Below are 22,224 nucleotides of genomic sequence, written 5' to 3'. Positions count from 1 at the left end.
CGAGGCATTTAGGTTCCAGCTTTTCTTTGCTTGCAAGTTGAATAATTACTCTATACTTGATTGAACATAAGCCTAAAGGATTGAAGGTAATGGGTAATTTTTTTGATAAAGCAAGAAGGGCAATAAACCAATTGGAAGTGATGGTAAACACTATCTCTATGCCTAAGGTAAAGGCGGGTGAAGAGAATAACAGTGAACCACTCACTGAGCAGTCAAGCTCCTTAACAGGCAAGACCGTTTTTATCAGCGGAGGCTCAAGGGGGATAGGTTTTGCGATAGCCAAGCGCTGTGCACAAGAAGGGGCAACAGTGATTATCGCCGCGAAAACGACAGAACCTCATCCCACACTACCCGGAACTATCTATACGGCAGCAGATGAAATCAATCAGGAGGGAAAGGGGAAGGCGATCCCTGTTGTATTGGATATCCGCGATGAGGCTGCTATTCAACATGCGGTAGATCAGGTTGTCGAGCAAACGGGTGGTATCGATATTGTCATCAACAATGCCAGCAGTATTCATTTGCAGAACATGGAAAATACCCCCAGCAAGCGTTTCGACCTGATGTTTTCTATCAACGTACGCGGCACCTACCTACTCACTCAGGCTTGCTTATCCTATTTACGTCAATCCTCCAACCCGCACATCGTGACCCTGTCACCACCAATTGATTTAAGTCCGCAGTGGTTCAAAAACTATGGCGCTTACACCAGCTCAAAATATGCCATGTCGATGATGACTATGACGTTCGCCAACGAACTGAAAGAGTATGGTATTGCTGCCAATTCGTTGTGGCCGAAAACCACCATTGCCACCGCAGCTATTTCCCATATGAAGAATGGCAAGACAATCATGGAGCACTCCCGTCATCCAACCATCATGGCTGATGCATGCTATGAGATTATCACTAGAGACGCTAAAGAGTGCACAGGCAGGTTCTTTATTGATGAGGAGGTGTTGCAACACCAAGGTATTACAGACTTTTCCGACTATGCCTGCAAGCCAGGAGCCTCTTTGCAGCGGGATTTGTTTTTAAGTTGACCCTTTTAGCCCTCAGACCACGAGGGCTGACTGACCTATTTCTCAACACTTTTTGTTAATTGCCCCTAAATATTCAGTTGAATATGGTATTGTCACCTTTATATCCGTGAATATAAAAATCAATAGGCTACACCATAGGCATGCAGCGATTTTTCAAAAACATATACCAGTATATCAACCCAGATAAGGACCCTGCGCTTCAAGCTGCAAATCAGGAGTGGGAGTCATCCCTACCTACCTTGTGGCTGTTGGGCAAAACGGGAGCTGGTAAGTCGACCCTTGTTGCAACCGTTACTGGCAACGAACTTGTCGAGGTAGGCAATGGTTTTCAGCCTTGCACCCAGACGGCTGTCGAATACGCGTTTCCTGAAGAAAACCCGGTGTTACGTTTCCTAGATACCCGTGGACTGTCAGAAGCAGACTACGACCCATCTGATGACATTGAAGCTTGCCAGGCTCAAAGCCATGCTTTGGTTATTGTCATGAAAGCTGAAGAGCCAGAGCAAAGTGATGTGTTAGCGGCACTCAAGAAGATCCGAAAAGATGGCCGGATAGACAGTGTGCTGCTGGTTCATACGGCTTGTTTGTCCATTATCGACCCTGAGCAGCGACTTCAGGCTATTCGTTATAATCAGGATCAAGTGGAAAAAGTCTGGGGAACCACTTTGATGTCGGTTCATGTCGATTTCCATGAAGAATCGGCTGATAGCGTTGCAGGATATAATAATGAGCTGTTTGGGCTATCGGCATTAAACACACAATTGGCTGAGCTGCTGCCAATCATTCAGTTAATGCAGCAAGCCAAACAGCATGGTGATGCGGAACACAATAACTTTCTCAAACTACAACAAGAGATTATGTGGTATGCGGGCAGTGCTGCCGCTTCAGATGCGTTGCCCGGTGTCGGATTAGTGTCTGTTCCTGCTATTCAGGGCAAGATGCTGCACAGCTTGGCCCGGCAATATGGGGTAGAGTGGAATCGAAAGCGGTTCACCGAATTTGCCGGTTTGTTGGGCAGTAGCTTTGCGTTGAAATATGCCACTAAACTTGGGGTTCGCCAATTGGCGAAGTTTATTCCGGTTTATGGGCAAACAGTCGGAAGTGCCGTTGCTGTCGCTATCAGTTTTGGTATGACTTACGCCATTGGTAGGGCTGGATGCAAGTACCTCTATCACATCAGCCGGGGAGAGCCGGTTAATGAAACAGATATTCGTCATATCTTCGAGCAAGCTTTGAAGCAGGCAAAGGAAAGCCATGAAAAAGACAATCAGTAGTGTCAGCCTGATGGGCCGTTTCTCGGCAGGCTTCGTCCCTTTATTTTTGGCTTCGATGATCATACCTGTGTTGGTATTGGCGGGCTGGGGCCTGGTGAAGATCATCGAGGATGACCATTGGTTGTTCTTGTCTGCGCTTATTGCTTTGTCATCATTTATGGTTGTTGCGGGGGCTATTTGGTTTAGGCACATTCGGCGAAACGCTTCCGGTGAAACTCGGCGAAGTGCTGCTGGTGAAGCAGGGCAACTTGAAGGCGACTATGAAGTCGGTCCATCTGGTGAATGGGGGGAGTTTGACCGCAAAGTTTGGGATACTTTGAACCCCGAGATAGGAGGTTACCTTTCTAAAGATGATAGCTGGACGGCTCTCAGGGATCATGCCCTTGCGTTGTCTATGGAGGTTGCCAGCCAGTATTATCCAGAGCGTGATACGAAAGCCCTGTCATTTACTGCACCAGAATTTCTTCTGATGCTGGAGAAAGTCAGTCACCGCTACCGCCACTTTCTACTTAACCATGTGCCATTTGCAGAGACTTTGAAACTGTCGCACTTCCAGCAAGGCTATCAGCATAAAGATAAACTAGGGGCTGCGAAAAAGGTTTACGATGTGTACCGGGTGTTCCGGGCGGTGACACCTGCAGGCTTGATTGCTGAGGCGAGGGGGCAATTACTCGGTCGTTTATTTGATGAGGTAAATGAGGAAGTACAGTTTACATTGAAAAAAGTACTGCTTCAGGAAGTCTTGTCTGTGGCAATCGACTTATACAGTGGCCGCTACAAAGCGGCTGAAGGCGAGTTGAAGAGTAGTGAAGCGGATAGTGAGTTTGCCGAGGAGTTGGAACCGCTTCGGGTTGCTATCGTTGGTCAGGTCAGTGCGGGTAAATCGTCGCTGGTAAATACCTTTGTTGGCAATATCGTCGCAGAGGTCAGTGCTATTCCCTCAACCGAAAACATTGTCCTTCACCGCTGTTATGTCGATGGCATTGATATTATTCATCTGGTGGATTTGCCGGGTATCGATGGGAGTGATTCAACAAACAAGCTGTTGGTCAAACAGATGGCGCAAAGTGATATTGTGCTTTGGGTACTTAAGGCCAACCAGCCTGCGAGAAAGAGTGATGCGATTTTGCGTCAACAACTCGATGAGTATTACGTGCAGGAAGAGAACCGTAGCCGAAAGAAGCCGAAGATCATTATGGTGCTCAATCAGGTGGATCGTCTAACGCCTGTTAAGGAGTGGCAACCCCCTTATGATTTAGACAACGCGCAATCTGCAAAAGGCAAAACAATCAAAGCGGCATTGACGTTTAATTCACAGCAGCTAAAGCCGGATGATGCTGTCGTTGTCGCTATGCCGCCGGATGAGCAGCCTTACAATATGGATAGCCTTGCTGAGGCGCTATTGGCTGCTTTTCAAGAGGGTGTGAATACCCAGCTTAACCGCCGGAGGTTAGAGCACAAAAGCGAGGCATTAACCCAACAGGCGAAGCGCTTGTATCGCCTTGGCAAGGTTGCGGTGAAACGCTATACATCATGACGCGACATTGACTAAGCCAATAACAGAAAGCCCAAGCAAAACAGCTTGGGCTTTTGTTTATGGGACTGCGAAGGACTATCGGCGCTTAATTTTTCGAGGGATCACTTCCACACCGGTACGATAGCGGCCAGCAATCGCGTTAAGGGCCAGTTCCAGTGCGTTATCGGCAATCAGTTCAAATTGCTGAGGGAGTGATTGGATTTTAATTGGTAAGAAATCTAGCAGGCGATTATCACCAAAGGTGGCTAAGTGAGTCTTTTGCATGAGCTCAGGGTTAGCTAGCAAACAGTCAAGAACGCCTTCAAACAGGGTATAAGAGGTGGCAAGAATTGCCTCTGGCATACACCCTTTATCAATCCAGCTTTGTACTTGCTGCTGCCCTTGTTGTTGGCTGAAGTGATCGCCATTGGCAATCAAGGTATTGGCTTCCGCTACCTGCTTTTGGCTGCTGTACGAGCGGATAGCAGACAGAAAGCCTTGTTCACGCTCTTTGGATACACCTAGATCAGGGACCGCACCAACTAGACCGATGCTCTCGACCCCTTTTTCCAACAAGCTCAGGGTAAGATCAAAGGCACCATCGAGATCTTCACTGATCACACTGGCAAACATTTCATCATTCATCGCACGGTCAATCGCGATAACGGGTACACCGCCATTTTGAATCCGTTGATAGAAATCGTTTTCGGTGGGTAGGGCACTGGCCACAATCAGGGCATCGATACGGCGGCTAAGCAAAGTTTCTGCCACCTTCATTTCTGTGTCAGCATCATCATCAGAACACGAGATGATCAGTTGATAGCCTGCTTTGCGGACATTGCTTTCAAGCAGTTTTGCTAACTTGGCGTAACTGCTGTTTTCTAGATCAGGAATGATCAAACCAAATGAACGGCTGCTTCCTGCGCGCAAGGATGTAGCAGCGTGGTCGGGCCGATAGTTGTGTTCATTAACAACAGCCATGACTTTTTGCTGGGTCTTTTCGCTGATCCGGTATTTCTGCGCTTTGCCGTTGATCACGTAACTGGCAGTGGTGCGCGATACGCCGGCAAGCTTTGCTATTTCATCTAGCTTCATTCTGATTCTTGTTGGTTACAGTTAGCGGGCGCCTTCATTCTACTGGTTCACACCTAGAACAGAAAGAGGCAGGCTCGGTGAATAATATGCGCGTTATATCCCGATTACCTAGGGATATAGCCACTGTTTTGTGCGGCGGATCATAAAAACACTCATGATCTTCAGAGCACATTTGCAATATTAGCTGAAACCATTCAGCATGTCAGCTGAATGGTTTCAGCATCGATATAATTTTGAACTAGATTGTGCTGGAATTTTATTTTGACCAATAGCTGAATCGATTCAGTCAGCAAGGTATCAAGTTGGTCATTTAGGTTTATATTTGTGTAGACGGGGAGAGAAGGCTATCGGTCTTCACCAGGTTTAACGAAACTGGAGTAAACACATGCTGTCACTCTCAACAAAAGATATTCAGCTTAAACAATCAGCAGCGGATAAGCAGGAAGCCATCAAGGCGATTGCTGCGGGTCTTGAGCAACAAGGTTTGGTCGAAACCGGCTACGTCAACGGCATGCTTGATCGTGAAGCGCAGAACTCAACCTTCCTTGGCAACGGTATTGCTATCCCACACGGGACAACCGACACCCGAGGTTTGGTGAAAGAGACGGGTGTCAGGGTTCATCATTTTCCGCAGGGCGTTAACTGGGGAGATGGCAAAACGGTTTATCTTGCTATCGGTATTGCGGCTAAATCTGATGAACACCTAGGCATTTTAAAGCAATTGACGAAGGTGCTTTCTGCTGATGGCGTAGAGGACAAACTGAAGACGAGTGATAGTGCTGAGGGCCTTATTGCCATCCTTAATGGTGAAGCGCAACTAGAAGCTGATTTTGATGAGAGCTACGTTCAACTTGCTTTCCCAGCCACTGACCTTGTTCAGTTGACCGCAGTCGCCGCTGGTTTGGTGAAAAATCACCAATCAGCCAGCAACGATACGGTTGCAGATGCGATTGCCTCTGGTGCAACGCACCTTGGCCAAGGCCTATGGATTGCCAAAAGCCATAAAGGCGTAAGCCGTACAGCTTTGTCATTTGTTACACCGGCAGAACCTTTTGAAGAAGCAGGCTCACCAGTAAAAGGTCTTTTGTTCGTGGCCGCGTGTAATGGTGCCCATGTGAACAACATGAACTATTTGGCACAGCTGCTATTCAAGAACCAAGCGGATAAGTTGTTCAACGCCGCTGCGGATCAGGTCGTGACGTTGCTAACCGAAGAAGCGCTAGAAGGTAATACCGAAGTCTTCAAGATCCGCAACCCACACGGCTTGCATGCCCGCCCGGGCGCGATGCTGGTTAGCGTTACTAAGAAATTTAACAGTAACATTCTGGTCGCCAACCTTAACGGCGAAGGCAAAGCGGTCAATGCCAAGAGCTTGATGAAAGTGATTGCATTGGGTGTTAAACAAGGTCACGAATTACAGTTCATTGCTCAAGGCGATGACGCTGATGAAGCCTTGGCAGCAATTGGCCAAGCTATTGCTGACGGCCTTGGCGAGGGTAAATAGTTATGACTCAAACAAACATTTCACCGCTGAAAGTTGTCACGGTAACACTCAATCCGGCATTGGACCTAACAGGTAGCCTTGAGTCACTGAACCCAGGCACCGTCAATCTTGTTAATACAGGAACGCTGCACCCAGCAGGTAAAGGCGTCAACGTTGCCAAGGTGCTGGCTGAGTTAGGCGCAGACGTGACTGTAACAGGTTTGCTTGGGGCGGATAACCAAGAACCATTTTGCCAGTTATTTGAAGAGTTGGGCGCCAAAGATGCCTTCGTGCGTGTCAAAGGTGCTAGCCGTATTAACGTCAAGTTGGTTGAGCAAGATGGCCGAGTCAGTGATATCAACTTCCCCGGTGTGGAAGTGGGTGAACAGGATTTAGCTTCTTTTGAAGCCACAATGAAAAGCCTGGCTGAAAGCCATGACGTATTTGTGATTGCCGGTAGTCTTCCTCGCGGCATTACCCCTGAGCAATGTGCCTCTTGGATCCAATGGTTACATGATAATGGCAAGCAAGTCTTCTTTGATAGCAGCAAAGCAGCATTGGCTGCGGGCCTAGACGCCTCACCTTGGTTGGTCAAACCAAATGATGAAGAGCTAGCTGACTGGGCGGGCCGAGAACTGGATTCAGAGCAGGAATTGCTGGCAACGGCAGAGCAATTGTCAGCCAAAGGAATTGCCAATGTGGTGGTCTCACTGGGCGCTGAAGGTGTGATGTGGCTAAACAGCGAAGGTTGGCTTCGCTCTCAACCACCCAAAATGAACGTCGTGAGCACCGTGGGTGCAGGGGATACATTGGTTGCTGGTTTGTGCTGGGGACAGCTGAATCAGTGGAATAAAGAAGAGACATTGGGCTTTGCCACAGCACTATCGGCACTGGCGGTCAGCCAGGTTGGCGTCGGGGTTGAAGACATCAACCAAGTGCTAAAAGTAAAAGAAAGTGTCCAAGTAAATAACGTGAAGAGCTGATTCGGATCAGAGGGTGTTGAAATGAAAATTGCAGTAATAACAGCGTGCCCAAGCGGTATCGCAAATAGCATTATTGCCGCTGGCTTGATTGAAAAGGCAGCAGCAGATCTTAAATGGACAGCAGCGGTAGAGTGCCAGTCTTCAGTTGTACCGGTAAAGACGCTAAGCCAAACTGTCATCGATGAGGCTGATTGTATTGTTGTCGCCGCAAATACAGCGGTAGATACAACCCGGTTCAAAGGCAAAAAGCTGTCTCAGATTGCTATCGAAGATGTACTGGCTGATCCGAAAGCCACACTTTCACAAGCTGTTAGCCAAGCGACAGTGCTCACTGAAGTCACCTCTGTTGCAGCAGTAGATAGCAGCGATTCTTCTGCCAAGAAAATTGTGGCAATCACTGCCTGCCCAACCGGTGTCGCACACACCTTTATGGCTGCAGAAGCTTTGGAAGAGGAAGGTAAGCGTCAGGGCCATCAAATCAAGGTTGAAACCCGTGGCTCTGTAGGCGCAAAGAACCAGTTGACGGCTGAAGAAATCGCTGCCGCTGATTTGGTGATTATTGCCGCTGATATCGAGGTTGATCTTTCTCGCTTTGCTGGCAAGAAGCTGTACAAAACCAGTACAGGCGCAGCACTAAAGAAAACAACAGAAGAATTTGAAAAAGCATTTGCGACGGCAGTACCGTATCAGCACCAAGCTGGCTCTTCGTCTGAGGGTGAAGCTAAGCAAGAGAAAACCGGTGCCTACAAACACTTGATGACAGGTGTGTCACACATGTTGCCACTTGTGGTTGCTGGTGGTCTATCTATTGCACTTTCATTTGTCTTCGGTATTACCGCATTCGAACAAGAGGGGACATTAGCTGCTGCACTGATGACTATCGGTGGTGGTTCCGCGTTTGCCTTGATGGTTCCAGTACTGGCTGGCTTCATTGCTTTCTCGATTGCTGACCGCCCTGGTCTGGCGCCGGGTTTGATTGGCGGTATGTTGGCGAGTTCGACTGGCGCAGGTTTCCTTGGCGGTATCGTTGCCGGTTTCTTGGCGGGTTACAGCGCGAAGTTTGTGGCAGAGCATGTTAAATTGCCGCAATCAATGGAAGCGTTGAAACCAATCTTGATCATTCCTTTGCTATCAAGCTTGATCACCGGCCTTATCATGATTTATGTCGTCGGTGGTCCAGTATCGGCTGCAATGACTAGCCTGACTGATTTCTTGAATAACATGGGCTCAGCAAACGCAGTACTACTGGGTATCATTCTTGGCTGTATGATGTGCTTCGACTTGGGCGGCCCGGTTAACAAGGCGGCATACACCTTTGGGGTTGGTCTGCTAGCCTCTCAGACTTATGCGCCTATGGCAGCAGTAATGGCAGCGGGTATGGTTCCAGCACTGGGTATGGGCTTGGCGACTTTCCTCGCGAAGCGTAAGTTCAACGCCAGTGAAGCAGAAGCAGGTAAAGCCTCTTTTGTACTGGGCCTATGCTTCATTTCTGAGGGGGCGATTCCGTTTGCAGCCCGCGATCCAATGCGTGTTATCCCAAGCTGTATGGCGGGTGGTGCACTAACTGGCGCACTATCAATGCTATTCGGTGCTAAGTTGATGGCTCCGCATGGTGGTCTGTTTGTACTGTTCATCCCGAATGCGATTACACCAGTGTTGATGTACTTGGTTGCTATTGCCGCAGGTACAGTGGTAACCGGTGTGACCTATGCATTCTTGAAGAAATCTGACGAAGAGCAAATGGCAGTTGCTGAAGCAAAATAACGGTTGAGTGACTTCTGTTAGATAAAGAAAGCCCCGGCATAAATGCCGGGGCTGATGCCACCGCTGCCTACGGTATTTTTTGCGTTTGCCCCAAAACCTTCAACAGGTTAACAGAGTTATCTTTCCATGAAATAAGATTTTTTTAGTATCTCTGTTAAGACAGACGTATATTATGTAGACGTTCCCTGCGTGTTATAAAAAGCGCATTTTATATTTATAATTTACCCTAAAGTTATTGTTTTAAATTTATTGTTTTATTTTTCTTCTGCTGCTAATAGCACATCTTCCCCATCAACAATCAGTAAATAAGATTTACCGATTTCTAATTCACATATATCTATTTGGTTTGCACTTAAAATAAGCTCTTTATTGCAATTATCTACAAGTAATTGGTTTGAAAAATTACCTTTAGATAAATTTGTTACTGAGAAGGCAGTAGAATTAACTGTTACCGTAACGTCTTCTACAGCGAACAACCTTAAGCGATATTTATCCTCAACAGGAGAGGGCTCTTGAATACCGGTAGACAAGGTAAGGTCACCTTCGTCACTCCATGCAATAGCCCATAATTTTTCTTTGTTATTCAGTAAAATATCTTCAGATAAAGCGTTTGCTGTTTGGGTGTTGGTATCAATAGTACCAATATCAAGTTTCATTGGAGTAGCTGTCGTCCAACTTACCGAGTGATAGTAAGAATTAAAATCTGGTACTGATGAAACTTTGTTATTTTCGTCAAATAACGGGCTAGACCCACTCGACTCTTTAACAAAGAAGTCTGCAGCTGCGCCAGATATATTGACTAGATCTATACCAAGTGTTCTAACACTGACTTCATCCATTGTGACAACGTTAGGTTCAGATGAACCACTTGAAGATCCTCCACCACACGCAAATAAAAAAACTGTTGATAATGCTGTAAGCGCAACCCTAATCATTTTGGAACCTCGTTATTATATTTTCTGAAGCTCAAATTAAGCATATTCAAGAATTGATAATTTTTTGATGAATAATAGGGAGAAAAATAAGAAATTAATAAGTGATTGAATTGTTGTGTTTTTTTATCTCTCATCATTGAGAATTTGCGATGTGTTAGTGATAATCCGTCCATATGAAGAGGGCGAGTAGCAAAAAACAGAATACTCGCCGATAAATGATCACTGAGACAAATAACTCAAAAGTGTTAGCACATCTTGCGTTTTAGACCGCTGATATCAAGCAACCGGGTGGCGATCTCTTCTACCGAAAGGCGGCTGGTATTCAGGTAAGGGATTGCCTCTCGCCTGAACATTGCCTCCACTTTGCTGAGTTCACTCTCACATTGCTCAATACTGGCATAGTGGCTGTTGGCGTAGCGCTCGTGGCGGATCTCAACTAATCGCTCGGTATCGATAGTTAAGCCATAAGTTTTGTACCGGTAGGGTTCAATGGCCTTCGGCAAGCGCAGTTTGCTCATATCTTCGGCAATAAAGGGGTAGTTGACTGCCCTGATCCCAAATTGCATTGCAAGATAGAGGCTGGTCGGTGTTTTACCACAACGGGAGACACCCAATAGAATGATGTCGGCTTGGTCGAGGTTATTGAGAGAGACGCCGTCGTCATGGGCCAGGGTGTATTCAATCGCTGCAATACGGTCTTGATAGCTATCGGCATCTTTGGCAATGCTATGCGAGCGTTGTAACTGCGGTTGTGGTGCCATCCGTAAATCTTCACTCAATGGGGCGACGAGCGCATTAAGTACATCGTAAAAGTGGGCTTTGCTTTGCTCGATGATTGCTTTTACTTCTGGAAGGACGATGGAGTAGAACACCAAAGGTTCCGCCCCAGTTTCTTCATAGGCTCTATCAATCTGCTGTTTAACACTGTTGGCACGTTCAATGCTTTCTACAAAAGGTAGGGTGGTTTGGCGCGTTGTGATATCAAACTGGCCAAGGACCGCGTGGCCAAGGGTCTCAGAGGTGATAGCTGTCCCGTCAGATACGAAGAACACGTCACGAAAATTGGACTTGGATTGCATGAAAATTTTAACCCTTGAAATTATTTTTAGCCAAAAGCATAAGTGCACTCAATATAATCATCTGATAAACAAGTTTCCAGATTCATTGTCACACTTTGCTGCAATCTTGTTTTTGTCTCGGTCACATCCTGTTTTAGAGGTTTTTACAAAACTGTATTTGGGGAGCCAGAGCTTCAACGGTACCTTAACCGAATTTGAAATTGTCGATAAATCCATCATTGATGAGTTATCTAGTGATTTCAGAGTTGGCTGATGGTTAAGTTGTTGAAATGTAAAGTATAAGTTGGTTTTGGTCCTAGCCTTAGCACATAGCCTACCAATGTTGAGCCAGATCAAAAATCTGATGTGCTTCAAATTTTTTTGATAACTTGCTAGATAATTTTTATGAGAGGTGGAAAACTGAATATAGCAATTCGGTGCTACAGGGTATGACTTTAAGGGTTATGTATCTGTAATTCGAATAAGAAAATGTCTATGTATGTGTGTATATCGCTGTATCGCATATAGATATACGTTTTCAAGTAATTGAAAATGAAAAAGATTTGACAGAATTTTAGCAATTAAATTTATAACAAAAACCTACAGGGTAACTGTGCTTAGCTGACGGATTATTTGTCAGTAAAGTACACATAAGGAGACATGATTAGCGTTTTGCTCTGAAAATTGACACTTTTCGCTTTTTTTTGCAGCAAAAAGCAATCGTTTACTAATGGGTTACCTGCTTTAAACTGTTGAATCCAATAAGGAGAATTGCCGTGCAACAGAATGTTGTTTGGTACGATGCTTTGTCAATGAACGATGTTGATAAAGTCGGTGGTAAGAATGCATCTCTAGGCGAGATGGTGGCGAATCTGGCTAATGCGGGAGTAAAAGTCCCTAATGGCTATGCGACAACATCCCATGCCTTTAATCAGTTCTTGGAAGCTAACTCGCTCAATGAGCGTATCTATACACTTCTTGATGAACTTGATGTTGAAGATGTAAATGCCTTGCAGCAAGCTGGCGAGACTATCCGCAATTGGGTTCTAGAAGCACCGCTTCCACAGGATCTGGAACAGGATATTCGCGAGTGTTACCTTGAACTGGCTCAGGGTGACGAGATGCTGTCTGTGGCTGTTCGCTCATCGGCAACAGCAGAAGACCTACCTGATGCCTCATTTGCAGGCCAGCAAGAAACTTTCCTCAATGTGCGTGGTATTGACGCGGTAATCGAAGCGGTTAAACACGTTTTTGCTTCGCTATTTAATGACCGTGCAATCTCGTACCGTGTCCACCAAGGCTTTGATCATAAGGGTGTTGCTCTATCGGCGGGTATCCAACGCATGGTACGCTCTGATAAAGCCTCATCTGGTGTAATGTTTACCCTAGACACTGAATCTGGTTTTGACCAAGTAGTATTTATCACATCCTCTTGGGGTCTTGGTGAGATGGTTGTTCAGGGTGCGGTAAACCCTGATGAATTCTATGTTCACAAGCCAACGCTTCAGGCGGGGAACCCTGCCGTAGTGCGCCGTACCATCGGCTCTAAACTATTGAAGATGGTTTACACCGACGACACTTCGCTGGGTAAACAGGTAGAAATCCTCGATACCAACAAAGAAGAGCAAACGCAATTCTCCCTAACTGACCAAGAAATTGAGTCTTTGGCTAAGCAAGCGCTGATCATCGAGAAGCACTATGGCCGCCCAATGGATATCGAGTGGGCAAAAGACGGTATCACTGGTGAGCTACTGATTGTTCAGGCCCGCCCAGAAACCGTGCGTTCACGAGATGATGCCAACGTGATGGAGCGTTTCCACCTCAACGATACCGGGCATGCGGTTATCGAAGGCCGCGCGATTGGTCAACGTATCGGTAGTGGCGAGGTTCGAGTCGTGTCCGATCTGTCTCAGATGGATCAGGTACAAGCTGGCGATGTGCTGGTGGCGGACATGACTGACCCTGATTGGGAGCCAGTAATGAAAAAAGCGGCAGCGATTGTGACTAATCGTGGTGGCCGTACTTGTCATGCTGCGATTATTGCCCGTGAACTGGGTATCCCTGCAGTTGTAGGTTGTGGTAACGCCACTGATCTATTACAAACCGGTCAGAAAGTAACGGTTTCTTGTGCGCAAGGTGAAACAGGTTACATCTATGAAGGTGAGTTGGACTTTGAAATCCGCCGCTCTGAGGTAGACGATCTGCCAGACTTGCCACTGAAAGTGATGATGAATGTCGGTAACCCGGATAGGGCATTCGACTTTGCCTGTATTCCAAACGAAGGGGTAGGCTTGGCAAGGTTGGAATTTATCATCAACAAGATGATCGGTATCCACCCTAAAGCCTTGCTGAACTACGACCAGCAATCGGATGAGCTCAAAGCTGAAATTGACCAGCGTATTGTCGGTTATCCTGATCCGGTTGAGTTCTACATCCAAAAACTGACTGAGGGGATTTCAACATTGGCTGCGGCCTTCTGGCCAAAACGCGTTATCGTGCGTATGTCTGACTTCAAGTCAAACGAGTACCGTAACTTGGTCGGTGGTGTGAACTTCGAGCCGACGGAAGAAAACCCGATGATCGGTTTCCGTGGTGCGTCACGCTATATTTCCGAGCAGTTCCAAGATTGCTTTGCCCTTGAGTGTGAAGCTATCAAGCGCGTTCGTGAAACGATGGGATTGAAGAACGTTGAAATCATGATCCCGTTTGTCCGTACCGTCAGCGAAGCAGCCTCGGTCATTGATCTGTTGGCGAAGTTCGATCTGCGTCGCGGTGAGAATGGCCTTAAGGTGATCATGATGTGCGAATTGCCATCGAATGCCATTTTGGCTGATGACTTCCTCAAGTATTTTGATGGATTCTCTATCGGCTCAAACGACATGACCCAGCTAACACTTGGCCTTGACCGAGACTCCGGCGAAATTGCCCATATGTTTGATGAGCGTAATGAAGCCGTCAAGGCAATGCTGGCAATGGCTATTACGGCTGCAAACAAAGCCGGTAAGTATGTCGGTATCTGTGGCCAAGGCCCATCCGATCATGATGATCTAGCACAATGGTTGATGGAGCAGGGGATCGATTCGGTTTCCTTAAACCCTGATACTGTGGTTGAGACCTGGCTGCACTTGGGTGAACAGTCATAACCGACAGGCTGATATAATGAAAAAGCTCGCTATTTAGCGAGCTTTTTTATTGGCCGGCATTCTTGATTAAGTGGTTATCTGCATTAAACGCGATGGCAGAGCCCGTAAACACAATGCAACCAATGGGTAATCCTTTAATGGTTTAAAGGTTGCAAATGACAATGGCTTCATTATTGGTGACTGGCGGCTTTCTGACGCGCAATGGGGACAACCGTTACCCGCTAAATGGTTATAGGGGTGCTGTTCGAAAACACCATGAATCGAGCAGGTAATCTTACCTTTTGTTCGGGCATTCACGTATTTGAAATGTTCGTAACTATAGCGCTGTCGATGTAAGCGTAGTGCTTGGAGCACAAACTCATCTGTAGTTTTTTTTCGGTTATGTTTAGCGCATACAGGGCAACCTGCCCCGCGAAGGTGGGTATCTGGTCGCTGCTCAAAATCCCCATGTAACGGGCAAGTAATGGTTGCCTTGGTTAGCGCTCCGGCATAGACAAAATTATCGTATCGGTATTTACCATGGTGAATGGCATTGGCACGTTGAACAAATTGCTCTTGAGTCACCGGACTAGACCGTGAGCATTGTGGGCAGCCTTTACCTGCGAGATGAGAGTTTGGTCGCTGTTCAAACTCACCATGTATTGGACAAATAATAATGCCTTTTTCTAACGAGCCGAGGTAAACGAACTTCTCGTAGTTGTATTTGTTCTGATGAACAGTGTGCGCCTTTTCAACGAACTCTTCTTTTGTCCGCTTCTTTTTACCTGAACATTGTGGGCAACCCCTGCCTGCGAGATGGGCATCAGGGCGTTGTTCAAAATCGCCATGGATAGGGCAGGTGATGAAACTCTTGGTTTTAGCGTTTATATACACGAAATTTTCATAAGAGTATTTTCCATTATGAAAAGCCCGTGACTCGTCAACGAACATCGCTTTGGTCTTTCTCATATCTACATCTTCGCAACTTTCTCTTGCCAGCTCACTACGATTGCAAGGCAGGATTTCAACTTTTTCCAACTGGAAAGGTTTGATTTTATTGTAGTTATTGTATTTTTGTTTGGATATTTCTTGAATATTTATTCACGAGTCAAGTGCATATTCCTCCTATACGCCACAATAATCAACCACCAAAATTGAAAATCAATGATTGCAAAATTTGATGTTCTAATCATATTTATCAAAGCGTAAGTTTTCACGGCTTTATTTTTTTGGAATTGATTTAAATATTCTAACTTTCTGAGTGTTAATAATGTCTTTAGTAAAGTTTTTTCTTATTGTTCATTATTTGAAATGTAAGCTGCTATAAAACTTTGGATGTTTAATATTGGAATGTGTTTTATTTGTGGGAATAAGAAAATATTTAAAAAATAATAATTTTGGGGTGACATTCAAAAAAAATGTGTTAAGTTAAAAAAACATTTCGGCACGAAGGATTAAATTCTTTTGAATATATCAGGAGGTATATACATACATATTAATTAACGTAAGAGGATATATCTATGGAAGGTCACTCTCCGTGCTCTGATATTATTTCCGCTGTGAAATCTTTGCTCTTAGCACAATCTATAATTGGTGCAATTGTTGTTTTGCATGAAGTTGTATCGAGTGATTATCTGAGTGTTAAGTCAGCATTAATCGGTGTAGTCATTGCTGTTGTTCCATCTTTATTAGGTTTACTAGCTGTTGCTATTAAAGTTAAGCGTAATAAAAGAAGTAACATCAACCAACTGGCTTGGTTTAATGAAGTCATCAAATGGACGTACACAGCTCTGCTTATGTTGTTGGTTTCAAAGATTTTTGAAATCAATGAGGTAGTGATGCTGATGACTTACTCGCTGACTTATCTGGGAAGTTGTTTAACCCCTATGCTTAATAAACCTCAATTTAGGATGACGTAAGGTGGAAATCGTTACTACTGCTCATGAATATATTGAGCACCATCTGACATTCCTTACTGCAGGCGAAGGATTCTGGAGTATTAATCTTGACTCCATGTTCATGGTCTGGGTGTTAGGTTTAACATTTATTGGTGTGTTTAGGTATGTTGCAACAAAAGGGACAAGTGGTGTTCCTGGACGATTGCAGTGTTTAATTGAAGTCACATTTGAATTTGTTAATAACCTAGTAAAGGAAATATTTAAAACAGAAGATAAATTGATAGGCCCTCTGTCATTAACCATATTCGTATGGGTTTTCTTAATGAATGCCATTGACTTATTACCTGTTGACTACGTGCCAATGCTTGCACGTGTTCTGGGGTTGGAGCATTTCAGGGATTTACCCTCTGCTGATGTCAATGTTCCTATGTCTATGGCACTTGGTGTATTCATCCTTATTATTGGTTATACGCTAAAAAATAAAGGTTTAGTCGGTTTCATTAAAGAGTTAACGACGCAACCTTTTACACATCCACTGTTGTACCCAGTGAACTTTATTTTGGAATTAGTCACACTCATTTCCAAACCCATTTCACTTGGCTTGCGACTGTTCGGAAATATGTATGCAGGTGAGATGATTTTTATTCTTATCGCATTGATGCCGTGGTGGATGCAATGGGCGCTGAGTGTGCCGTGGGCACTGTTCCACATCTTGATTGTGTTCTTGCAGGCTTTCATTTTCATGGTACTGACCATTGTTTACCTGGGAATGGCTGTAGAAGAGCATCATTAAATTTATTTTCTTAAGTTACGTTTTTCATAATCTAATTCGGAGTTTTTCATGGATATTGTTAGTGCGGTTCTTTACGTTGCGGGTGCACTGCTAATTGGTCTTGGTGCTGCTGGTGCTGCAAGCGGTATTGGTAACTTGGCAGGTAAATACCTTGAAGGTGTCGCTCGTCAACCTGATTTGACCCCAATGCTACGCACTCAGTTCTTCATCATGATGGGTCTGGTTGATGCGGTACCAATGATTGGTGTGGGTATCGGCCTCTACATTATCTTCGCGGTGGCATAAGTCATTCAATCACTCGATTAATTAACATTGGGTTACCAAAAGAGAGGATGGAATGAACTTAAATGCCACCATGCTGGGACAGGCACTGTCATTCGTGATTTTTGTCTGGCTTTGTATGAAATACGTCTGGCCTCCTTTGACGGCTTTGCTTGATGAGCGCCAGCGAGTTATCGCCGAAGGTTTATCTCAAACCGAGTTTGCGGCAAAAGAACTGCAATTGGCCAAAGCCAATGGCGCAAAGTTACTGGAAGAAGCTAAGCAACAAGCGAGTGGTTTGGTTGAGCAGGGTAACAAGCGTCGTACACAGATCATCGACGAAGCCAAATTAGAGGCTGAGCAAGAGAAAGCGCGCATTATTGCCGAAGGTCAGACGGAATTGGAAGCTGAGCGTCATCGTATCCGCGAAGAATTACGCCATGAGATGACAGCCTTGGTGATTGAAAGTGCAGAGAAGCTAATCAGCCGTCAATTAGATACGGACGCTAACCGGGCTTTGGTCGATAAGATCATTACCGAGCTGTAGCAAGGGGGCCAATAATGTCCGATCCACAAACCATCGCTTACCCATACGCAAAAGCGGCCTTTGACTATGCCCGTGATGCGTCCCAGCTAGCAGCGTGGGAAAAAATGTTGGTAGTGATGAAAGAAGTTGTTGAAGCCCCTGCTGTTGCCAGCCAGATCGAAGCTCTCGATATGCAGGGCCCAGATGCTCACGAGGCATTTACCCTATCATTCCTAGCTATCTGTGATGGCTTGATTGATGAACATGGGCAAAACCTGGTCAAGCTGATGGCTGAAAATGGCAGGCTGGAGGTACTTCCTCAGGTGGCCGAACTCTACCAGACGTTTAAATCTGATTTTGAACGCACTGTTGAGGCTTGTGTCACTACGGCTGAACCACTCGATGAACAGCAAAAAGCTAGCTTGAGCCAAGCCCTAGAGCGGAAATTAAACCGCACTGTCGCCCTGACATGCCAGATTGATCCGTCACTGGTTGGGGGAATGAAAATCACTGCCGGAGAGTTGGTGATTGATGGTTCGCTGAAAAGCGCCATTCACAGACTAGCTAGCCGCCTAGAGGCGTAATTAGGTACTAGAAATGCAATTGAACTCAAATGAAATCAGCGATCTTATCCGACAACGGATCGCGACCTTTAACGTAGCCAGCCAAGCTCGTAATGAAGGCACCATTATCTCTGTTAGTGACGGCATTATTACCATTAATGGTCTAGCCGATGTGATGCAAGGGGAGATGATTGAACTACCGGGTAATCGCTATGCATTGGCGTTGAACTTAGAGCGTCACTCGGTGGGTGCGGTAGTCATGGGCCCATATGCTGACCTAGCAGAAGGCATGAAAGTAAAAGGCACAGGTCGCATTCTTGAAGTACCTGTAGGTAAAGGCCTATTGGGCCGAGTTGTGAATACCCTAGGCCAACCGCTAGACGGTAAAGGTGCAATTGAAAATGACGGCTTTGCACCTGTTGAGATTATTGCCCCTGGGGTTATCGATCGTAAGTCTGTTGATCAACCTATTCAGACTGGCTATAAGGCGGTCGACTCTATGGTGCCAATCGGTCGAGGTCAGCGTGAATTGATCATCGGGGATCGTCAAACCGGTAAGACAGCGATGGCCATTGATGCCATCATCAACCAGAAAGATTCTGGTATCTACTCTGTCTATGTCGCAATTGGCCAGAAGGCATCGACCATTGCAAACGTAGTTCGCAAGCTTGAAGAGAATGGTGCTCTGCAAAATACCATCGTCGTTGTTGCCTCAGCTTCAGAAGCGGCGGCCCTACAATACTTGGCTCCTTATGCCGGTTGTACCATGGGAGAATACTTCCGAGACCGTGGTGAAGATGCCTTAATTGTCTACGATGATTTGTCCAAACAGGCCGTCGCCTACCGTCAGATCTCCCTGCTACTTAAGCGCCCACCGGGCCGGGAAGCTTTCCCTGGTGATGTCTTCTATCTTCACTCTCGTTTGCTAGAGCGTGCAGCTCGAGTTAATGAAGAGTATGTGTCCCGCTTTACCGACGGTGAGGTGAAGGGCAAGAGCGGTTCGCTTACCGCATTACCGATTATCGAAACACAAGCGGGTGATGTGTCTGCATTTGTACCAACCAACGTGATTTCGATTACCGATGGTCAGATCTTCTTGCAAACCCACTTGTTCAATGCAGGTCTGCGTCCGGCGGTTGATCCAGGGATCTCGGTATCTCGTGTAGGTGGTGCTGCCCAGACCAAGATCATCAAAAAGCTATCAGGCGGGATCCGTACAGCATTAGCACAATACCGTGAGTTGGCAGCCTTTGCCCAGTTCTCTTCTGATTTGGATGATGCAACTCGCAAACAGCTAGATCACGGTGAGAAAGTAACCGAGTTGATGAAGCAGAAGCAGTACTCGCCAATGTCAGTTGCCGAGCAAGCCATCGCGATTTTTGCCGCCGAGAAAGGGTACCTAAATGGCATCACACTCGCGCAAATTGGTGAGTTTGAAGCTGAGCTGATGGCTTTTGCTAAGAGTACCCAACCTGATTTGCTGGCCTCAATCAACGCATCGGGCGACTACCACGATGCGATTGAAGCCAGCCTGCACCAACTGTTGAAGACCTTTATGGACACTCAGTCGTTTTAATCGGCAGGGAAGGCCGCACAGCGGCATAGCAATGAGGTAGACAGGAGCGAAAAATGGCAAACGCAAAAGAAATTCGCACCAAGATCAGTAGTGTCCAGAACACCCAGAAGATCACCAGTGCGATGGAAATGGTTGCCGCGAGCAAAATGCGCAAGGTGCAAGACAACATGGCAGCAACGCGTCCCTATGCAGACAACATGCGTAAGGTCATTAGCCATGTTGTTTCGGGTTCGCTGGAATACCAGCACCCATATCTCGAAGAACGGGATGCAAAACGGGTTGCGTACATCATCATTTCCTCGGATAGGGGACTGTGTGGTGGTTTGAATAACAACCTGTTTAAGAAAGTGCTGGCAGAAATGCAGCAATGGCGTGACAAAGGGGTTGGCGTTGATACAACGCTGATTGGCTCCAAAGCCATCTCTTTCTTCCATCGATTCGGTAATGTTGTCGCTCAGGCCTCTGGCCTGGGTGACAAACCCAAACTGGAAGCAGTGCTTGGCCCGGTTACAGCCATGCTACAGCAGTATGATGAAGGGCAAATTGACCGCCTCTATCTGGTGTACAACGAGTTTGTGAACACCATGGTTCAAAAGCCACAAGTCGTTCAACTGCTACCACGGCCAGAATTGGCGCAGGCTGATGACTGTGAAAGCGAGAAGCTAAAAGGTCGCTGGGACTATATCTATGAACAAGATCCCAAGGCGCTATTGGATGAGTTAATGCTGCGCTATATCGAATCGCAGGTCTATCAGGGAACGGTAGAGAGCAGTGCGTGCGAGCAAGCCGCCCGGATGGTGGCAATGAAGGCGGCAACAGACAACGCCGGCACCCTGATTAACGATCTCCAACTGGTTTACAACAAAGCCCGACAGGCCGCAATTACTCAAGAGCTGAGTGAAATTGTGGCGGGTGCCCAGGCCGTGTAATTGAAATTCCGAGGATAACAAATGAGTACGGGTAAAATTGTCAAAGTCATCGGCGCGGTCGTTGATGTGGAATTTGACCAGAACAGTGTGCCGCGTGTGTATGACGCGCTGAATATTATTGATGGCGATCATGCATCGTTGGTATTAGAGGTCCAGCAGCAAGTCGGTAGCGGCATTGTTCGTTGTATTGCGATGGGTTCATCAGACGGCTTGCGTCGTGGTCTGACCGTAAAGAACACGGGTGCCCCAATTTCTGTTCCTGTTGGTGAAGCGACATTGGGACGGATCATGGATGTATTGGGTACGCCGATTGACGAGTGCGGTGAAATTGGTGAAGACGTGACGTATGCCATCCACCGTGAGGCTCCTTCCTATGAAGAGCAGGCCAACAGTACCGAACTGCTGGAAACCGGGGTAAAGGTTATTGACCTGATTTGCCCGTTTGCTAAAGGCGGCAAAATCGGCCTATTCGGTGGTGCTGGTGTAGGTAAGACCGTCAACATGATGGAGCTTATCAACAACATCGCTAAAGCGCACTCAGGCCTTTCAGTGTTTACCGGGGTAGGGGAACGTACCCGTGAAGGTAACGACTTCTACTACGAAATGAAAGAAGCCGGGGTACTCGACAAGGTTGCAATGGTGTACGGCCAGATGAACGAGCCACCGGGTAACCGCCTGCGTGTTGCGCTTACTGGCTTGACGATCGCTGAGCGTTTTCGTGATGAAGGTCGTGACGTCCTGCTTTTCATCGATAACATTTATCGCTATACCCTAGCCGGTACCGAAGTATCAGCTTTGCTGGGCCGTATGCCATCCGCGGTGGGTTACCAGCCGACACTGGCAGAGGAAATGGGGGTACTGCAAGAGCGAATTACCTCGACCAAGAAAGGCTCGATCACTTCGATCCAGGCTGTTTATGTCCCAGCAGATGATTTGACGGACCCATCACCTGCAACCACCTTCGCTCACCTGGATGCGACCGTGGTTCTATCACGTAACATTGCAGCACTCGGCCTCTACCCAGCGATTGATCCATTGGACTCAACGTCACGCCAACTTGATCCGCTGATTGTGGGTCAGGAGCACTATCAGGTCGCACGTGGTGTCCAAACCGTGTTGCAACGCTACAAAGAGCTCAAGGATATCATCGCTATTTTGGGGATGGATGAGCTGTCAGAAGAAGACAAGCAAACCGTTGCTCGTGCTCGTAAGATTGAACGTTTCTTGACTCAGCCATACCACGTAGCAGAGGTCTTTACTGGCCAGTCTGGGGTGTTTGTTTCACTGAAAGAAACGATCCAGGGCTTTAAGGGGCTGTTAAGCGGTGAGTATGACGATATTCCGGAGCAGGCATTCCTGTACTGCGGCAATATCGATGAAGTAATTGAAAAAGCGAAGCAGATCTAAA

Annotated in this window: 19 protein-coding genes; 15 read left to right on the top strand and 4 right to left on the bottom strand. The window is 46.5% G+C overall.

The annotated features are described in order from the left end of the window. Positions 1 to 89: 89 nt before the first annotated feature. The 3 genes from C9J01_RS11940 (at position 90) to C9J01_RS11930 (ending at position 3,851) form a co-directional block, all read left to right on the top strand. The gene (locus tag C9J01_RS11940; RefSeq protein WP_201797821.1) at positions 90 to 1,040 is read left to right on the top strand and encodes an SDR family oxidoreductase; all 951 of its coding nucleotides are present in this window, start codon (positions 90 to 92) and stop codon (positions 1,038 to 1,040) included. A gap of 140 nt (positions 1,041 to 1,180) precedes the next feature. Beyond that, the gene (locus tag C9J01_RS11935) at positions 1,181 to 2,314 is read left to right on the top strand and encodes a YcjF family protein (protein ID WP_107298351.1); all 1,134 of its coding nucleotides are present in this window, start codon (positions 1,181 to 1,183) and stop codon (positions 2,312 to 2,314) included. Continuing rightward, positions 2,295 to 3,851, top strand: a complete 1,557-nt coding sequence (locus C9J01_RS11930) for a GTPase family protein (RefSeq protein WP_107298350.1) — start codon at positions 2,295 to 2,297, stop codon at positions 3,849 to 3,851. Before C9J01_RS11935 ends, C9J01_RS11930 begins: the two co-directional genes overlap by 20 nt. 75 nt (positions 3,852 to 3,926) lie before the next feature. Here the strand turns inward: C9J01_RS11930 and cra are convergent, their stop codons facing one another. Continuing rightward, on the bottom strand, positions 3,927 to 4,925 hold the full coding sequence (gene cra, locus C9J01_RS11925) for a catabolite repressor/activator (RefSeq protein WP_107298349.1): 999 nt from the start codon (positions 4,923 to 4,925) through the stop codon (positions 3,927 to 3,929). A 385-nt stretch (positions 4,926 to 5,310) separates the two neighbouring features. Between cra and fruB the strand changes: the two genes are divergently transcribed. The 3 genes from fruB to fruA are packed head-to-tail and all read left to right on the top strand — an operon-like array spanning position 5,311 to position 9,155. Next, positions 5,311 to 6,429, top strand: coding sequence for a fused PTS fructose transporter subunit IIA/HPr protein (gene fruB / locus C9J01_RS11920; RefSeq protein WP_107298348.1), 1,119 nt, complete (start codon positions 5,311 to 5,313; stop codon positions 6,427 to 6,429). 2 nt (positions 6,430 to 6,431) lie between these two features. Further along, positions 6,432 to 7,391 (top strand): 1-phosphofructokinase, encoded by a 960-nt coding sequence (gene pfkB, locus C9J01_RS11915; protein ID WP_107298347.1) that lies wholly within the window; start codon positions 6,432 to 6,434, stop codon positions 7,389 to 7,391. 21 nt (positions 7,392 to 7,412) lie between these two features. Further along, a complete protein-coding gene (gene fruA / locus C9J01_RS11910) occupies positions 7,413 to 9,155 on the top strand; it encodes a PTS fructose transporter subunit IIBC (RefSeq protein ID WP_107298346.1) in 1,743 nt (580 codons plus the stop codon). Between the two features lie 254 nt (positions 9,156 to 9,409). Here fruA and C9J01_RS11905 read toward each other — a convergent pair whose 3' ends face one another. Both C9J01_RS11905 and ppsR read right to left on the bottom strand, forming a co-directional pair. Further along, complete coding sequence (locus C9J01_RS11905; protein WP_146157078.1) at positions 9,410 to 10,090, bottom strand: hypothetical protein; 681 nt, start codon at positions 10,088 to 10,090, stop codon at positions 9,410 to 9,412. Between the two features lie 245 nt (positions 10,091 to 10,335). Further along, complete coding sequence (gene ppsR / locus C9J01_RS11900) at positions 10,336 to 11,169, bottom strand: posphoenolpyruvate synthetase regulatory kinase/phosphorylase PpsR (RefSeq protein WP_107298344.1); 834 nt, start codon at positions 11,167 to 11,169, stop codon at positions 10,336 to 10,338. A gap of 755 nt (positions 11,170 to 11,924) precedes the next feature. On the opposite strand from ppsR, the gene ppsA reads away from it, so the two are divergent. Then, positions 11,925 to 14,291 carry a phosphoenolpyruvate synthase gene (ppsA, locus tag C9J01_RS11890; RefSeq protein ID WP_107298342.1) on the top strand — a complete coding sequence of 789 codons (2,367 nt, stop codon included), beginning with the start codon at positions 11,925 to 11,927 and terminating at the stop codon, positions 14,289 to 14,291. Between the two features lie 66 nt (positions 14,292 to 14,357). On the opposite strand, the gene C9J01_RS11885 is transcribed toward ppsA, so the two are convergent. Beyond that, on the bottom strand, positions 14,358 to 15,239 hold the full coding sequence (locus C9J01_RS11885) for a hypothetical protein (protein ID WP_201797820.1): 882 nt from the start codon (positions 15,237 to 15,239) through the stop codon (positions 14,358 to 14,360). A gap of 551 nt (positions 15,240 to 15,790) precedes the next feature. Here C9J01_RS11885 and C9J01_RS11880 point away from each other — a divergent pair. From C9J01_RS11880 to atpD, 8 genes are read left to right on the top strand one after another with little or no spacing between them, the layout of a single operon-like run. Then, on the top strand, positions 15,791 to 16,189 hold the full coding sequence (locus C9J01_RS11880; RefSeq protein WP_107298341.1) for an ATP synthase subunit I: 399 nt from the start codon (positions 15,791 to 15,793) through the stop codon (positions 16,187 to 16,189). Position 16,190: 1 nt separating this feature from the next. Next, complete coding sequence (gene atpB / locus C9J01_RS11875; protein WP_107298340.1) at positions 16,191 to 16,961, top strand: F0F1 ATP synthase subunit A; 771 nt, start codon at positions 16,191 to 16,193, stop codon at positions 16,959 to 16,961. 48 nt (positions 16,962 to 17,009) lie between these two features. Further along, positions 17,010 to 17,246 (top strand): F0F1 ATP synthase subunit C, encoded by a 237-nt coding sequence (gene atpE / locus C9J01_RS11870; RefSeq protein ID WP_004730405.1) that lies wholly within the window; start codon positions 17,010 to 17,012, stop codon positions 17,244 to 17,246. A 52-nt stretch (positions 17,247 to 17,298) separates the two neighbouring features. Then, complete coding sequence (gene atpF, locus C9J01_RS11865) at positions 17,299 to 17,769, top strand: F0F1 ATP synthase subunit B (RefSeq protein WP_107298339.1); 471 nt, start codon at positions 17,299 to 17,301, stop codon at positions 17,767 to 17,769. Between the two features lie 14 nt (positions 17,770 to 17,783). Then, a complete protein-coding gene (locus tag C9J01_RS11860; RefSeq protein ID WP_107298338.1) occupies positions 17,784 to 18,332 on the top strand; it encodes a F0F1 ATP synthase subunit delta in 549 nt (182 codons plus the stop codon). Positions 18,333 to 18,345: 13 nt separating this feature from the next. Then, positions 18,346 to 19,887 (top strand): F0F1 ATP synthase subunit alpha, encoded by a 1,542-nt coding sequence (gene atpA / locus C9J01_RS11855; protein ID WP_107298337.1) that lies wholly within the window; start codon positions 18,346 to 18,348, stop codon positions 19,885 to 19,887. Positions 19,888 to 19,940: 53 nt separating this feature from the next. Continuing rightward, a complete protein-coding gene (atpG, locus tag C9J01_RS11850) occupies positions 19,941 to 20,816 on the top strand; it encodes a F0F1 ATP synthase subunit gamma (protein WP_107298336.1) in 876 nt (291 codons plus the stop codon). Between the two features lie 21 nt (positions 20,817 to 20,837). Next, positions 20,838 to 22,223 (top strand): F0F1 ATP synthase subunit beta, encoded by a 1,386-nt coding sequence (atpD, locus tag C9J01_RS11845; RefSeq protein WP_107298335.1) that lies wholly within the window; start codon positions 20,838 to 20,840, stop codon positions 22,221 to 22,223. Position 22,224: the final 1 nt, after the last annotated feature.

It is taken from the genome of Photobacterium rosenbergii (genome assembly GCF_003026455.1).
Classification (GTDB): Bacteria; Pseudomonadota; Gammaproteobacteria; order Enterobacterales; family Vibrionaceae; genus Photobacterium; species Photobacterium rosenbergii.
The sequence above is the reverse complement of the archived record's forward strand: the minus strand, read 5'-3'. Positions and strand labels throughout refer to the sequence as shown.